General features: G+C 61.4%; 11 protein-coding genes. 2 read left to right on the forward strand and 9 right to left on the reverse strand.

The window, feature by feature from the left end:
* Window positions 1-5 precede the first annotated feature (5 nt).
* From NVS32_RS02695 to NVS32_RS02705, 3 genes are all read right to left on the reverse strand, one after another.
* Window positions 6-1,367 carry an ATP-binding protein gene (locus tag NVS32_RS02695; protein ID WP_258498540.1) on the reverse strand — a complete coding sequence of 454 codons (1,362 nt, stop codon included), beginning with the start codon at window positions 1,365-1,367 and terminating at the stop codon, window positions 6-8.
* 380 nt (window positions 1,368-1,747) lie between these two features.
* The gene (gene pgi / locus NVS32_RS02700) at window positions 1,748-3,442 is read right to left on the reverse strand and encodes a glucose-6-phosphate isomerase (RefSeq protein WP_258498541.1); all 1,695 of its coding nucleotides are present in this window, start codon (window positions 3,440-3,442) and stop codon (window positions 1,748-1,750) included.
* A 68-nt stretch (window positions 3,443-3,510) separates the two neighbouring features.
* Complete coding sequence (locus tag NVS32_RS02705; protein ID WP_258498542.1) at window positions 3,511-4,068, reverse strand: hypothetical protein; 558 nt, start codon at window positions 4,066-4,068, stop codon at window positions 3,511-3,513.
* 159 nt (window positions 4,069-4,227) lie between these two features.
* Between NVS32_RS02705 and trxA the strand changes: the two genes are divergently transcribed.
* Both trxA and NVS32_RS02715 read left to right on the forward strand, forming a co-directional pair.
* Window positions 4,228-4,548: a thioredoxin gene (trxA, locus tag NVS32_RS02710; protein WP_032110617.1), complete on the forward strand. Its 321-nt coding sequence runs from the start codon at window positions 4,228-4,230 to the stop codon at window positions 4,546-4,548.
* Between the two features lie 131 nt (window positions 4,549-4,679).
* Window positions 4,680-5,357 (forward strand): phosphatase PAP2 family protein, encoded by a 678-nt coding sequence (locus NVS32_RS02715; RefSeq protein WP_118111619.1) that lies wholly within the window; start codon window positions 4,680-4,682, stop codon window positions 5,355-5,357.
* 18 nt (window positions 5,358-5,375) lie between these two features.
* Here NVS32_RS02715 and NVS32_RS02720 read toward each other — a convergent pair whose 3' ends face one another.
* The 6 genes from NVS32_RS02720 to NVS32_RS02745 all read right to left on the reverse strand — a co-directional run bounded on the left by NVS32_RS02720 (window position 5,376) and on the right by NVS32_RS02745 (window position 14,131).
* Window positions 5,376-5,837 (reverse strand): metallophosphoesterase family protein, encoded by a 462-nt coding sequence (locus tag NVS32_RS02720; RefSeq protein ID WP_258498543.1) that lies wholly within the window; start codon window positions 5,835-5,837, stop codon window positions 5,376-5,378.
* Between the two features lie 48 nt (window positions 5,838-5,885).
* Window positions 5,886-6,605, reverse strand: coding sequence for a LytR/AlgR family response regulator transcription factor (locus NVS32_RS02725; RefSeq protein WP_199589539.1), 720 nt, complete (start codon window positions 6,603-6,605; stop codon window positions 5,886-5,888).
* 85 nt (window positions 6,606-6,690) lie between these two features.
* A complete protein-coding gene (locus NVS32_RS02730) occupies window positions 6,691-8,034 on the reverse strand; it encodes a sensor histidine kinase (RefSeq protein ID WP_258498544.1) in 1,344 nt (447 codons plus the stop codon).
* On the reverse strand, window positions 8,027-9,250 hold the full coding sequence (locus tag NVS32_RS02735; protein ID WP_258498545.1) for a hypothetical protein: 1,224 nt from the start codon (window positions 9,248-9,250) through the stop codon (window positions 8,027-8,029). The genes NVS32_RS02730 and NVS32_RS02735 overlap by 8 nt, the downstream gene beginning before the upstream one ends.
* 307 nt (window positions 9,251-9,557) lie before the next feature.
* Complete coding sequence (nifJ, locus tag NVS32_RS02740; RefSeq protein WP_258498546.1) at window positions 9,558-13,112, reverse strand: pyruvate:ferredoxin (flavodoxin) oxidoreductase; 3,555 nt, start codon at window positions 13,110-13,112, stop codon at window positions 9,558-9,560.
* A 359-nt stretch (window positions 13,113-13,471) separates the two neighbouring features.
* Window positions 13,472-14,131 (reverse strand): hypothetical protein, encoded by a 660-nt coding sequence (locus NVS32_RS02745; RefSeq protein ID WP_258498547.1) that lies wholly within the window; start codon window positions 14,129-14,131, stop codon window positions 13,472-13,474.
* Window positions 14,132-14,237 lie beyond the last annotated feature (106 nt).

Consider the following 14,237-nt stretch of genomic DNA (forward strand, 5'->3'; position numbering starts at 1 on the left):
GAGGGCTAGCATCCTATCGCGAAGGCTGCGTACAGAGGCAGCGACCTAAGCTCAGTGCCCGTCTCGTTGGTACTCCGCGAGAAGTTTTGCTCTGAGAGCCTTATGGCATACGGTGATCCTCCCTCTGCCATAAGGCGCTGTAGGCTCTTCGCACGCACGTTGCGCGCCGACTTGACCTCAACAGGCACTACCTCGGCGTGGTCGTTCTGAAAGACGAAATCAACCTCACCACGCGACGAGTCCTCCTCTGGCATCCAGTAGAACGTCTTGATGTCATTTGCCTGCAGGGACTGCATCACGAAGTTCTCGGCAAGAGCACCACGGAAGTCGGAAGAGAGCTGCGAAGCAATCGTGGCGTCCAAGAAGAGTGACGGGGAAATGCCATATTTCTTGAACATAACCCCCGTGTCCGCAACGTACACCTTAAAGTAACTGCCTTCCTCGTCGTTATATGCGCTGAGCGGGACATGCGTATCCTTGGTGAGTTCGTTGCGAGTCACAACGCCAGCGGCCTCGAGCCATTCTAATGGCTCCAACAGACGAGCGCGCCGACCACCACGCACAACGTCGGCGTACTTGAACTTCTTGGTGGAGGCGCGAAGGAGCTGCTTGGGCAGGCTATCCCAAATACGCTTAGCAGAAATCCCACTGATGCCATTCTCGGGATCAGTCATGTCTGCCGTATAGGTGGCGTCAATCTCCGCAAGTTCTTCCATGGCCATGTCAAGCGAGCCGGTCTCAAGCCAGACGTGAAGAGGCATAGGCATGCCTCCTACCACCAGGAAGCGGTGATAGAGATTGAGCACATGCTCGTGAAGCACGTACGGCTCGCAGCTTTGTGCATGTTCGCGTATGGCGTTTGCCATTGCCTTCTCGCCAGATGCCCAAAGGAACTCTTCAAAGTCCATGGGGTGCATCTCAAGCTGACGAACTCCCGAGGGAAACGGGAGTCGGCGGCTCTTTGTGGTCACGCCCAAGAGGCTTCCGCTCGCGATGACGCGCCATGGCGAGCCGGAGAAGAACCTCAGGGAATTGAGGGCCTTCTCAGACAGCTGAACCTCGTCAAAGAAGAGCAGGGTGCGCTCAGGATCAAGCGAGAGGCGCTTGTACTCAGCGATTCTCGACGCAATGCGATTGAGGTCATCAGTGGGACCGTCGAAGATGCGCTCGATGTTCTCTAGGTCCGTCTGGAAGTCGAGCTTGACGAAGCCCTCACCCGCAAGCTCTTTCCCCACGTGCTCTATGGCGCTGGTCTTTCCCGTGCGGCGGGCGCCGCGAATAAGCAGCGGATGCATGGCGCCGCGCTTGAACCAAGCGCGGATGGCATTCTCGATCTTTCTCCCCATGTAAAACGAGTCCTGTGACAAGGTCTCCTCCATCCCCGCCCAAGCTCATCAAATACGATCGTAAGCTATTTCTACCATGATATACACGTTTTTATGTCATTTCGTGTACAGTCTGTACACGTTTTTCTGTCATTTCGTGTACAAGGTGTACACGAAATGACATTCTCATCGCCTGAGCGGGAGTGGACCGGAACCGCGGCGCACCGCCACTGCGGAAACGTATGCTTCGGCGAGAAAACGGCACCCAAAGGGCAATCCCGAACACGATTGGCACAAAAAGGGGCTCTCGGGCGCCATATTGACGCCCGAGAGGCCACTTCATACGTAATTCCTGCTAGAACGGTCCTTCGGGCGTCAGATTGACGCCCGAAGCGGAGTTTTGGTCGCGGCCCGCGTGCCGTCTACTCCCTGTGAGCGCGATAGAACGCGATGAGCGCCTGGGTCGACGCGTCTTGCTTCGCCAGCGCCTCGTCGTCGTGGAACGCGGGCGTGATCTGCTTGGCGAGCTGCTTGCCAAGCTCGACGCCCCACTGGTCGAAGGAGTCGAGCCCCCAGACCGTGCCCTCGACAAACACGATGTGCTCGTAGAGCGCAATGAGCTCGCCCACCGCATGCGCGTTGAGCTTGACGCCAAAGATGGACGTGGTGGGACGGTTGCCAGAGAAGCAGCGCGCAGGCACCATCCACTCGGGCGTGCCCTCGGCGCGGACCTCGTCGGCTGTCTTGCCAAAGGCGAGGGCCTTGGTCTGCGCAAGGAAGTTGGAGAGGAACAGCTCGTGCACGTCCTGCTCGCCATCCTTGGCGGGGTTGGGCGTGTTTACAAAGGCGATGAAGTCCGCGGGGATTAGGTGCGTACCCTGGTGAATGAGCTGGTAGAAGGAGTGCTGGCCGTTGGTGCCCGCCTCGCCCCAGAAGATCTCGCCGGTGGTGGAGGTCACAGGCGTGCCGTCCCAGCGCGTGGACTTGCCGTTTGACTCCATCGTGAGCTGCTGGAGATAGGCCGGGAAGCGGTGCAGGTACTGGTTGTACGGAAGTACCGCATGGCTCTCGGCGCCAAAGAAGTCCGTGTACCACACGTTGATGAGGCCCATGAGCGCCACGACATTCTTCTCGAGCGGCGTCTCGCAGAAATAGCGGTCAACGTCGTGGAAGCCGGCGAGGAACTGCTCGAAGACCTTGGAGCCAAAGGCAATGATGAGCGAGAGGCCCACCGCGGAGTCCACGGAGTAGCGCCCGCCAACCCAGCTCCAGAAGCCAAAGGCGTTCTGCGGGTCAATGCCAAAGTCCTCGACGAGCTTGAGGTTGGTGGAGACGGCCACAAAGTGGTGCTTCACGGCCTCTGCCACAGAGGCGTCAGAGCCGTCGATGGCATCAGACGCCTTGAGGCCGTTGAGCAACCATGCCTTGGCCTCGCGCGCGTTGGTCATGGTCTCGAGCGTGGTGAAGGTCTTGGAGACGATGATCACCAGCGTAGTCTCGGGGTCGAGGCCCTTGACCTTCTCGGCCATGTCGTTGGGGTCGATGTTGGAGACATAGCGCACGTTGATGCCAGCGTCGGCATAGGGCTTCAAGGCCTCGTACACCATGACCGGACCCAGGTCGGAGCCGCCAATGCCAATGGAGACAACGTTCTTGATGGCCTTGCCCGTGACGCCCTTCCACTCTCCCGAGCGCACGCGCTCGGCAAAGGCGTACATGCGGTCGAGAACCTCGTGGACGTCGGCGACGCAGTCCTGCCCGTCCACCACGAGCTTGCCGGCGTCTGCGGCAGGACGGCGCAGCGCGGTGTGCAGCACGGCACGGTCCTCGGTGGTGTTGATGTGCGTGCCAGCGAACATGGCATCGCGGTGCTCCTCGACGCCCACCTCGCGCGCGAGGTCGCATAGGAGCTTGACGGTCTCCTCAGTCACAAGGTTCTTGGAGAGGTCAAAGTGAAGGTCGTTGAGGTCGTAGGAGAACTTGTCCACGCGGTCTGCGTCCTCGGCGAACCACTCCTTGAGGCTAATGCCCTCAGAGACCAGCTTGTCGTAATGGTCCTGAAGCGCCTTCCAGGCCGCGGTCTTGGTAGCGTCGACAGGTGCGGGAATGTTTGGCATGGCGTAGCTCCTTGTCGCAATGGACAGCATACAGCTCAAGGATACCGCGTCTGGAGGTTGTTTGAACGTCAGAAGGGCTCGCCCAAGGGAGGTATCTGCTTGAGCCGAGCCCACATGAGCTGCTTCTGGTGCTGGTCGCTCAGGGCGGACGCAAACCCGCCAAGAGCAAGCACGCGCACCCCGTGCACAGAGACAACATAACCAGGTTCCAGCATCGCCTCCTGGAAGCTCTGGAGCTCCGCAAGGTCATCCGCGTAGGCATCACGCACGGCCTGCGCCGCCGCTTCGTCGCAGCATACAAGGGTTGCGGGGTCAAGTGCCGTAAGCGCCTCTCGCACAAGGGGGGCAGGCAGCACACCAGGACTCCCCGGCTCCGGAAGGCAGATCGTGCACCAATCCTCCGGCTCGTAGCCCAACTTGGCCAGCGACTTTCTCAGCGCCACACCGTCTGGGCCAGAAAGAAGCTCTGCGCCAGCCTGCTCCTCGGGAGAGAGATCTCCCTTGGCGAGAACAACCGCGGAGAAGGCGTTGCCACCCATGCGCACGCCGCGCGCCGCCAGGTCAGAAAGCTCTGCCCTGGCCTTCTCCACGTACGCCTCGCGACGCCTGTCCCGCTCTGTTGCCATTGCATTCTCCCAAGGGCCACTCGCCACGGCAAGCGACCGTTCACATGTGATAATGGAGATAGCATTTTGCGCCCCATGTCACACCCAGTGTAAATCGGGTATAAGCCGTCTCGACACGAAACCGCGGGCGAAGGCGTCCGCATCCGCTGGGAGGCAGACATGGCTACAACCCCTATCACCACTGACAAGTTCGATTCCGTTGTTACTAGCTCCGCAAAGCCCGTCCTTGTGGACTTCTGGGCCTCTTGGTGCGGCCCCTGCCGCGCACTTGGCCCCGTGGTCGAGGAGATCTCTGGCGAGCTGAGCGACAAGCTCGACGTCTACAAGTGCAACGTGGACGAGGAGGCAGACCTTGCCACCAGGTTCCGCATTGTCTCCATCCCCACGCTCATCCTGTTCAAGAACGGCAAGCCCGTCCACACCATGGTGGGCAACATGCCCAAGGCCGAGCTCAAGAAGGAGCTCGAGGCCTACCTGTAAGGGTTGGCGCTGGGTGCGTGGCGCGTTGCCGCCTGGCAGGGCGCCACATGGCCTAGACTTGTACGTAACGCGGGGCGGATGCCATTGCGGCATCCGCCCCTTTTGTACCCTGTACTCGGGAAGGGACTTGCATGGCCGATCAGCTGGCAGAGAAGGGCCACGCCTTTGGGAGGTTGGTGCGAGAGAACCTTCGCCTGGTTCTTGCGGCCGTGGCTGCATGCATCTTCATCTGGCTTCTGGAGGAGGTTGGCGAAGGCGAGCTCACCAAGCTGGACACCGGTGCCTACCTGCTCTTTGTTCAGACGCTTCGCCAGCCGTGGCTCACGCCGTACATGGAGTCAATCTCTGAGCTGGCCCAGCCCGTAGCGCTTCTCGCCATGCTGCTGGCGGTAGAGGCGTTTGCCCCGGGCCGCCGGCCGGGAGCCTGCGCAGCGGTGAACCTGGTGTGCGCGGTAGCGCTCAACGTCCTGCTCAAGCAGCTGGTGCAGCGACCCAGGCCGGATGGCTTTCGCCTTATCGCCGAGACGGGCTACAGCTTCCCCTCCGGACACTCCATGGTGGCAATGGCGTTCTACGGACTTCTCGCCTGGATGGTGTGGCACTACGAGCGCGACCGCTTTGTGCGCTGGCTCTGTGTGATTGGCTTTGGCCTGGTGATCGCCCTCATCGGCATCAGCCGCATCTACCTGGGCGTCCACTACGCCTCCGACGTGATTGCTGGCTTCTGCGTTTCGCTCATCTGGCTTGCGCTCTACACCAAGCTTGTGGTGCCGCTGATGTTGGACGAGAAGGACGCAGCAATACGTTGATAGCCGGCGATACGGTGCTTACTCGCCCTCATCCAGGGGGATGATTCGTGCCGAGACGACCTTGCCCTCCTCGCAGATGATGCGCCCCATGCTGGGGCCACCGGAACGCGGGTAGGTAGGGCTGCCGGGGTTCATTACCAGCACGCCTGTTGCACGATCCCTCTCGGCAAACGGGCGGTGCGTGTGGCCGCAGATGGCAATGTCGCAGAGCTTGAGATCAAGCCGCTCGCGATAGTGGCAGACCTCCCAGCGCAATCCGCTCGAGAAGAAAACCTTGACACGCTTGACCTCGGGGCCAAAGTCGTATGACCAGTCGTTGTTACCCAGGCATAGCTGTACCGGAGCAATCTGGCCGAGCGCGCGGTAGTCGGACGCGGAGCAGATGTCCCCCGCGTGGACTATGGTGTCTGCACCCTGAAGCTCGTCGAGCAGCCTCTTCGAGAGGTACCCATGCGTGTCCGAGATGATGTCGTAGCGCATCCTAGCCTTGCTCTCTCTTACCCTGTCGCTCCCGCTGCCCGTCAGGCCCTAGAGACCAAGCGCGCGCTTAAGGGCAACCACGCGGCGACGCGAGACCGAGATCTTCTTGCCCTCAATGCCATTGATGCCCAGCTGAAGGATGCCGCTGGAAACCACCTCGACGTCCTCGACGTACTCGAGGTTCACGATGTAGCCGCGGTGCACGCGGAAGAAGCCGTGCGGCGCGAGCTTCTGCTCGAGCTTGGCAAGCGAAATCGTGGAGAGGTAGCGGTCGTCGTCCGTGTAGATGCAGGAATAGTCGTCCTTGGCCTCGATGTAGCGAATCTGGTCGATGGGGACGAGCACCTTGCGGCCGCTCTTCACCACGGGGATGCGCTCTACCGAGGAGTGCGACTGGGGCTGCGGCTTAACGCGCGACTGCACCTTGTCCAGGGCCTGGTTGAGGCGGTCCGTCTCGACAGGCTTCATGAGGTAGTCGATGGCGTCGACCTCAAAGGCCTCGAGTGCATACTCGCTGTAGGCGGTCACAAAGACTACCGCAGGCGGGTTCTTAAGCTTGTGGAGCGCCTCTGCGAGCTGCATGCCGTTGGTCTTGGGCATCGAGACGTCAAGGAAGATGACGTCCGCACGCGCCTCCATGAGTCGCTCGACCGCCTCGCGTGCGCTTGACGCCTCGGTGATGGCATCCACGCGCCCGGTCTCCTCGAGGAGGTAACGCAGCTCGGAACGGGCGGGAGCCTCGTCATCGACAATCATCGCACGCAGCATTGCAACAACCTACCTTCCGCTGCGGCACACATCCCGCCGCAGACACGCAAAGAAGCATCTTTGCCTACCGTTTACCGTTAGTATGCTACCCCTTGGACCCGTTATGCAACGTCAGGGCCGCCTCGCCCAGTCGCAGGGTCACGCAGGTTCCCTCTCCTGGCTTGGAGATGATCTCCACACCGGAACCCGTGCCATAGAAGCGCTCCACGCGCTCGGCAACGTTCTTGAGGGCAATGCCGGTGCCCTTCTCCTCGCCAGAGGGCTTTGAGGCCGCGGCCAAGAGCCTGTCGGCCGTCTTCTGGTCCATGCCAAGGCCGTCGTCTGCCACTGCCACCAGCACGTCGTTGCCGTCCACGGCAACGTGGATGTCTATGTGGAGCGCGCCCTCCTCGCGCATGGCGTGGCGCACGGAATTCTCAACAATGGGCTGCACCAGGAACGAGGGCACGGGGAGGCTCTCGCAGCCGGGCTCCACGAACTCCTCCTCCAGAATGCGGTCCTCGCCAAAGCGGGCCTTCTCGATCTTGAGGTAGCGCCGCGTCTGCTCGAGCTCGCGCGAAAGTGGGATGAGCTGATCGGACCCCTCGAGCGTGCGGCGGTAGAAGATCGAGAACTCGCGGAGAAGGTCGCGCGCCTTGGTTGGGTCCGTGCGCGTGAGTGACGCGATGGTGTTGAGCGTGTTGAAGAGAAAGTGCGGGTTGATCTGCGCCTGGAGCGCCTTGATTTCGGCGCGTGCGAGAAGCTCGGCTTGGCGGTCAAGCTCATAGGACGAGAGCTGCGTCGAGAGGAGCTCGCCAAAGCCCTTGGCGATGGCCAGCTGCGTCCGGTCGATGTCCGTGCCGCTGCGGTAGTAGAGTTTGATTGTACCCATGGGCTCGTCCTGCACCAGAAGCGGCACGATGATGCCAAAGGCGCGACCAGAGCGATTCTGGACCAGGTTGAAGTGGCGCGTGGTCTGGTCACCGTCGTCCATCGATACAAACGTCTCCATGCGCTTGCTCTCGAGGACCTCAAGCGTGGGAACTGTGTTCTCGCTGCCAGCAGGCGTGCCTACGCTGTGCTCGCCCTCGTAGGCAAGGACCTTCTTGGTGTTGGTTACGGCAATGCCCACCGCTGCCGTCTCGGGAAGCAGCAGGCGGCAGATGCGCGCGGCGTTATCGGGCGTGAGGCCATGGTTGCAGCTGCGAAGGGTCTCGGAGGCAATGGCAAGGGTCCTCTCGGTTGCCTCGGCGCGCATGGTGTCTGGCACCAGGTTGATGGTGCCAAAGGCAACGATGACCACGGCAAGCCCCGCACCCGCAAGCATGGAGGCCGTGACGTTACCCTCCGCGACGCCCCACGCTACAAGAAGCAGCAGGAATGCCGTCACGGCACTAAGGGCGATGTTTATGACGCTTGGCGAGAGCGAGGCCGAGTTGTCATTACTCATGGGAGCTTCCTTTCGCGGGCGAGCCCGTGCTTAGGAGCTCACGCTGGAGATATCGACTGTTCCAGATGGACGAGGCAATGCTCGGCCAGATAGTTGCAAACGAGAGGTAGCGCGTGGTTGCTACCTGCGCGTATCGATCCGCCTCACGGCAGCCGGTGCGCAGGATACGCAGGTAGTCTGCACGGTCGCGCCCCACAAGGGCCCGTCGGGTGGCCGTGCCCCTCACGCGCGAGCGCACCTGTGGGGTAAGCCATGGTCCCGGGTACGGCATGAGCGACTCGGGGGTGACGGTGCGCAGGTCTCGGCGCCCGTTCATGGCCTCGAGCTTGCGGTACTCGTAGAACCACCTGTAGACGTCCTGCATGAAGATGGATGGCGTAGACGCCATCTCCTCCGGAGGCTGCATGCGCACGTGCCATGTGTTGTCAAACCACACGTCGATGCCATTGGCACGCAGGTCAAGAAGGTAGTCGAGGTCTTCTCCGCGCGTTATGTAGGGGTCGAAGGGCACCCGCGTGAACGCGGAGGCGTGGATGGAGCAGCACCCGCCGCAAAGATAGCTCGAGCGGAGAATGCGCGTTGGCGAGGTGAGGTAGCGCTTCATCATCTCGTTGAAGCCAACGTGCTTGGACCACAGCCGCTCGCACCACTCCGTCTGGACGGGCGCGTAGGGGGAACTGCGCACGTCTACGTAGCAGCCGCTCTTTGCAAGGATGGGCAGGTCCTGACGGGTAAGCGAGTCAAGGCCGTAGACGGCGTCGATGAGGTAGTCCTCGTTGAGCGCCACCTCGTCGTCATCAAGGAAGACCACGGCGTCGTGGCCAAAGGCCGAGGCAACCGCCAGGCCCATGTTGCGAATGGCACCGTAGCCCCGCAGCGCAATGGGGTCGCCCTGCAGCTTGGCATACATGCCGGAGCACTGCTCCTGAACCGCCGATGCCTCCTCGTCACCAATAACGATGGGGTTCAGGTCCATATGGCTGCGGCAGATGGAGTTCACGCGGGCGCGCGCGGACTTGGCGCAAGACGGGGCGGCAACAAGGAGGACTATGACACGATCCACGCCGCGAACCTGCTCAAGCGACGAGAGGCATATCTCGAGCTCTGGCAGCGGCTTGGTAATGGGCGTGGAGTAGTCGTAGGAGCCGCGCTCTCCCAGCCGGCCGTGAGATTGGCTCTCGGCCCAGTACGAGGGAATCACGATGACGGGATTCACGGAAGCCTCCGGTTGGACGAACGTTTGCCACAGCCTTGCAGAGTGGTGTGTCCCATGGTACCGCACGCGGGCGGTCCTCTGCCGGCCGGTCCGCCGGCACCCCACAGTCCCATTCTCGTTCTTTATCGGTATTTGAGAATCGAACCCCATGTTTGCCCAGTTGGCGAGCGGCGTAATTCTTAAATACCGATAAGGAACAAAGGGGACGAGAGAAGCCAGGCTGTCCACAAGAAGAGGCCCCGCCGTAGGGCAGGGGCCTCCTTTGCTGTACGGACAAGCCGGCAGCGAGTCTTGCTAGATGGACACGCTACGCGTCGGCGTACATGTCCTTAAGCTTGAGAAGGTGCGCGTAACGAGCCATCGCGGCCTCCTCGTTCTCGGCGAAGAGCTCCTGAGCGCGGCCGGGGAACTCGTTGACGAGACGAGCATAGCGTGCCTCGTTCATCAGGAAGTCCTGGTAGCCACCCTTCGGCTCCTTGGAGTCGAGCGCGAACTTCTTGCCATCGGGCGCAGCAGGATCGAAGCGGAAGAGGTTCCAGTAGCCGCAATCGACGGCGCGCTTCATCTCCTCCTGGCAGTGCATCATACCGCCCTTCTTGATGGAGTGCATCTCGCAGGGGCTGTAGCCGATGATCAGCGACGGGCCATTGTAGGCCTCAGCCTCACGGATGGCCTTGAGGGTCTGCATGGGGTTGGCGCCCATGGCAACCTGAGCGACGTAGATGTAGCCGTAGCTCATGGCAATCTCGGCGAGGGACTTCTTCTTGGTGGTCTTGCCGGCAGCAGCGAACTGCGCGACCTGGCCAAGGTTAGAGGCCTTGGAGGCCTGGCCACCCGTGTTGGAGTAGACCTCGGTGTCGAAGACAAAGACGTTGACGTCGCGGTTCTGAGCCAGGACGTGGTCAAGGCCGCCAAAGCCGATATCGTACGCCCAACCGTCGCCGCCGAAGATCCAGAAGGACTTCTTGGTGAGATAGGACTTCTCGGCCAGGAGCTTCTCGGCCTCCGGGGTACCAGCAGCCTCAAGCGCCTTGACGAAGGCAGCAGCCGTGGTCTTGGAGGCATCGGCGTCGTTGCGGGCCTCGAGCCATGCGGTGGCAGCGGTCTTGAGCTCGTCGGAAGCGCCGGACTCAAGCATGGCCTCGGTCATGGCCACAACGCGGTCACGCTCGGCCTCGTAGCCAACCTCCATACCAAAGCCGTGCTCGGCGTTGTCCTCGAACAGCGAGTTGTTCCACGCGGGGCCGTGGCCCTCGGCGTTCGTGGTGTACGGGCAGGTGGCCGCGGGGTTGCCCCAAATGGAGGAGCAGCCGGTGGCGTTGGAGATGAACATGCGGTCGCCAAAGAGCTGGGTCACGAGGCGAGCATAGCTGGTCTCGGCGCAGCCGGCGCAGGAACCGGAGAACTCAAGCAGCGGCTTGTGGAACTGGGACGCCTTGATGTTGGCATCGCCGGCAAGCTCGCTCTTCTCGGTGACCTTGTTGACGGCGTAATCCCAGACCTCTGCCTGATCGGCCTCGGCCTCCTGGGGCACCATCGTGAGGGCGCCACCCTCCTTGACGTCGCTCTTGGGGCACATGGCAACGCAGTTGTAGCAGCCCATGCAGTCAAGCGGGGACACGGCGATGGTGAACTTGTAGCCGGTGCCCTTGGGGAGCTTGAGGTCGGTGGTACGCATGGCCTCGGGGGCAGCAGCGGCCTCCTCCTCGGTCATGGCAACCGGACGGATGGTGGCGTGCGGGCACACATACGAGCAGGTGTTGCACTGGATGCACTTCGTGGGATCCCAACGCGGCACCATAACGGCAACGCCACGCTTCTCGTATGCGGAAGCACCGAGCTCCCACTGACCGTCGGCGTGATCTTCGAAGGCGGAGACGGGCAGGCTGTCGCCGTCCATCATGTCAATCGGGGTGAGCAGCTCCTTGACCTGCTTCACGATGGCCTCGCGACCCTCGAGGGTGAGAGTAGAGGGCTCGTCGGTAGCGTTGGCCCAGTCAGCAGGCACCTCGAACTTGCGGTACGCGCTGGCGCCGGCCTCGATGGCCTTGTGGTTGGCGTCGACGACGGCCTGGCCCTTCTTCATGTAGGACTTGGTCGCGGCGTCCTTCATGTACTTGATGGCGTCCTCGGGCGGAAGCACCTTGGCCAGCGAGAAGAACGCGGACTGGAGCACCGTGTTGGTGCGCTTGCCCATGCCAACCTTGGCGGCGAGGTCAATAGCGTCAATCAGGTAGACGTTGATGTTGTTCTGCGCGATGTAGCGCTTGCCGGCGGCAGGCATCTTCTCGGCGAACTCAGCGTCGTCCCACTGGCAGTTCACGAGGAACGTGCCGCCCGGCTTGACGTCGCGGACCATCTTGAAGCCCTTGACGATGTAGCTGGGGTTGTGGCAAGCCACGAAGTCGGCCTTCGTGACGTAGTAGGGCGAGCGGATGGGGGAATCACCAAAGCGCAGGTGGCTGATGGTGACGCCGCCGGTCTTCTTGGAGTCGTACTGGAAGTACGCCTGGACGTACTTGTCGGTGTGGTCGCCGATGATCTTGATCGAGTTCTTGTTGGCGCCAACCGTACCGTCGCCGCCAAGGCCCCAGAACTTGCACTCGATGGTGCCAGGAGCAGCGGTGTTGGGGGCATCGGGATCCATGGGCAGCGACAGGTTGGTGATGTCGTCCACGATACCGATGGTGAACTCCTGCTTGGGGGAGTCCTTCTTGAGCTCGTCGTACACGGCAAATGCTGCCGCGGGCGGCTCGTCCTTGGAGCCAAGGCCGTAACGGCCACCGATGACGGTGATGTTGGAGAGGCCAGCCTCGTACAGAGCAGAGACGACATCCTCGTAGAGGGGCTCGCCCACGGAGCCGGGCTCCTTGGTGCGGTCGAGGACGGCGATCTTCTTGGTAGTCTCGGGCAGAACGGCCACGAGGTGCTTGATGGAGAACGGACGATACAGGTGAACCTCGACCAGGCCGACCTTCTCACCCTTGGCTACCAGGTAGTCGATGACCTCCTTGAGCGTGTCGCAGAAGGAGCCCATGCAGACCACGACGCGGTCGGCATCAGGAGCGCCGTAGTAGTTGAACGGCTTGTAGTCCGTGCCGATGCGCTTGTTGATCTCGTCCATGTAGGCCTCGACGACGTCGGGAAGCTCGTCGTAGAGGGTGTTGCAGGCCTCGCGGTTCTGGAAGAACGTGTCGCCGTTCTCGTGGGAGCCACGGGCGTGGGGGTGCTCAGGGTTGAGCGCGTGGTCACGGAAGGCCTGCACGGCACCCATGTCGAGCATCTCGCCCAGCTCGTCGAAGTCCCACGTCGCGACCTTCTGGATCTCGTGGGAGGTACGGAAGCCGTCGAAGAAGTTGAGGAACGGGGTCTTGCCCTTGACGGCAGCAAGGTGCGCAACAGGGGAAAGATCCATGACCTGCTGGACGTTGCTCTCGCAAAGCATGGCGAAGCCGGTCTGGCGGCAAGCCATAACGTCGGAGTGATCACCAAAGATGTTCAGCGACTGCGTAGCAACCGTACGAGCGCTCACGTGAAAGACCGTGGGGAGCTGCTCGGCAGCAATCTTGTACATGTTGGGGATCATAAGGAGCAGGCCCTGGGATGCGGTGTAGGTGCTCGTGAGGGCGCCCGCGCCAAGAGAGCCGTGAACGGTGCCTGCGGCGCCGGCCTCGGACTCCATCTCAACGACCTTCACCGGAGTACCAAAGACATTCTTCATGCCCTTGGCGGCCCACTGGTCGACATGATCGGCCATGGGGCTAGACGGCGTGATCGGGTAGATGCCCGCCACCTCCGTGTAGGCATACGACACCCAAGCCGCAGCCTCGTTGCCGTCCATCGACTTGAATTTTCTCGCCATATCCTCTCCTTCTCAGCAATACCGCCGTCATGACGGAAGTTGCCAAACTTTGTGACCCGGGGACTGGCTGGCCCCGAGACTTGTGCCTTGAAAACTGCGAAAAGCAGTTACCCAGACAATTTTATGATACCGCAACACACCCGGCTTCACACAGCAACGAGAGCATCGCAGGTCATCGAACAGCAGGGCTCAAGTTGGCTTAAATACCCTGTTCTAACTAGGGATTCATTGAACTGGGGCGATGCGGTCCGTATCGCCTCGTAGGTTTTGGAGGCGCCGCTGCTGCATATCAGGAATTTGCCAAACCCCCTTACCGCTTACCGCAATTATTGAACCGTTTACCGCAATGTGGGGTGCACCTATCGCTTTTTCTTTTGCGCGTCGAGAAGCCTTGCGTAGCCATCGGCAAGCTTGGTACCACGCGGGCCGGTAGCGTCTGAGGCGCACACGATGCCATGCTCATCTGAGACGAGAAAGACCTCATCGTAAGCAAGCGTGCCGGCAAGAAGACCCTGGGCAACCCCCTCTTCACACGCAACGGCAATGCCAACTGTATTGGCAAGGTCTCGTACGAGCGTAACGGCACCCGAAGCATCGGCCGAAGCGTCCATTCCACAGACGAGCGTGTCTCCGCGTACCACCCACAGGGTCTCCGGTGCCACGCCGGTCTCCTCCGCCTCTCGCGATGCCTCAAGCGCACGGTTAGCGAGAACGGATGCAGTAGGTGTCTCTATGGGTACGTAGGGTCCCACGGTCATAGCCGCCTGGCCCTTGTCGTCAAGCACAAGCATGAGGACGCCGTCCGGATTACGGGCAGAGCCGTCTTGCAGGGTCCACTCTATGTGCTGCTTTGCCCAAGCAACCAACTGTGTAGAGACCGCGCGGCCATTGACCACTCGTTTAGAGAGCGCGCGTAGGTGACGGTTCTCCATGGGCAGCTTGCCTGAGGCCAAGCGCCACCGGCATACGAGTACTGGACGTCCCAGGGTGAAGTCCTGATCTGGCCCTTTGTCACTCATAGTTGCCATCCTTCCGGCGCATTTCCCGCGCCGCATACACGAACGTCCGAATTCCATCAGGAGCGCCGGCCAAGAGGGCCGCGGTCTCGCAACGAGCATGGTACCC

Source organism: Tractidigestivibacter montrealensis (assembly GCF_024741235.1).
Classification (GTDB): Bacteria; Actinomycetota; Coriobacteriia; order Coriobacteriales; family Atopobiaceae; genus Tractidigestivibacter; species Tractidigestivibacter montrealensis.

Excerpts from the sequence above, each read along its gene's own strand:
- pgi (WP_258498541.1), bottom strand. The coding sequence starts at position 3,442 with ATGCCAAACATTCCCGCACCTGTCGACGCTACCAAGACCGCGGCCTGG.
- NVS32_RS02705 (WP_258498542.1), bottom strand. The coding sequence starts at position 4,068 with ATGGCAACAGAGCGGGACAGGCGTCGCGAGGCGTACGTGGAGAAGGCC.
- trxA (WP_032110617.1), top strand. The coding sequence starts at position 4,228 with ATGGCTACAACCCCTATCACCACTGACAAGTTCGATTCCGTTGTTACT.
- NVS32_RS02715 (WP_118111619.1), top strand. The coding sequence starts at position 4,680 with ATGGCCGATCAGCTGGCAGAGAAGGGCCACGCCTTTGGGAGGTTGGTG.
- NVS32_RS02720 (WP_258498543.1), bottom strand. The coding sequence starts at position 5,837 with ATGCGCTACGACATCATCTCGGACACGCATGGGTACCTCTCGAAGAGG.
- NVS32_RS02725 (WP_199589539.1), bottom strand. The coding sequence starts at position 6,605 with ATGCTGCGTGCGATGATTGTCGATGACGAGGCTCCCGCCCGTTCCGAG.
- NVS32_RS02730 (WP_258498544.1), bottom strand. The coding sequence starts at position 8,034 with ATGAGTAATGACAACTCGGCCTCGCTCTCGCCAAGCGTCATAAACATC.
- nifJ (WP_258498546.1), bottom strand. The coding sequence starts at position 13,112 with ATGGCGAGAAAATTCAAGTCGATGGACGGCAACGAGGCTGCGGCTTGG.
- NVS32_RS02745 (WP_258498547.1), bottom strand. The coding sequence starts at position 14,131 with ATGAGTGACAAAGGGCCAGATCAGGACTTCACCCTGGGACGTCCAGTA.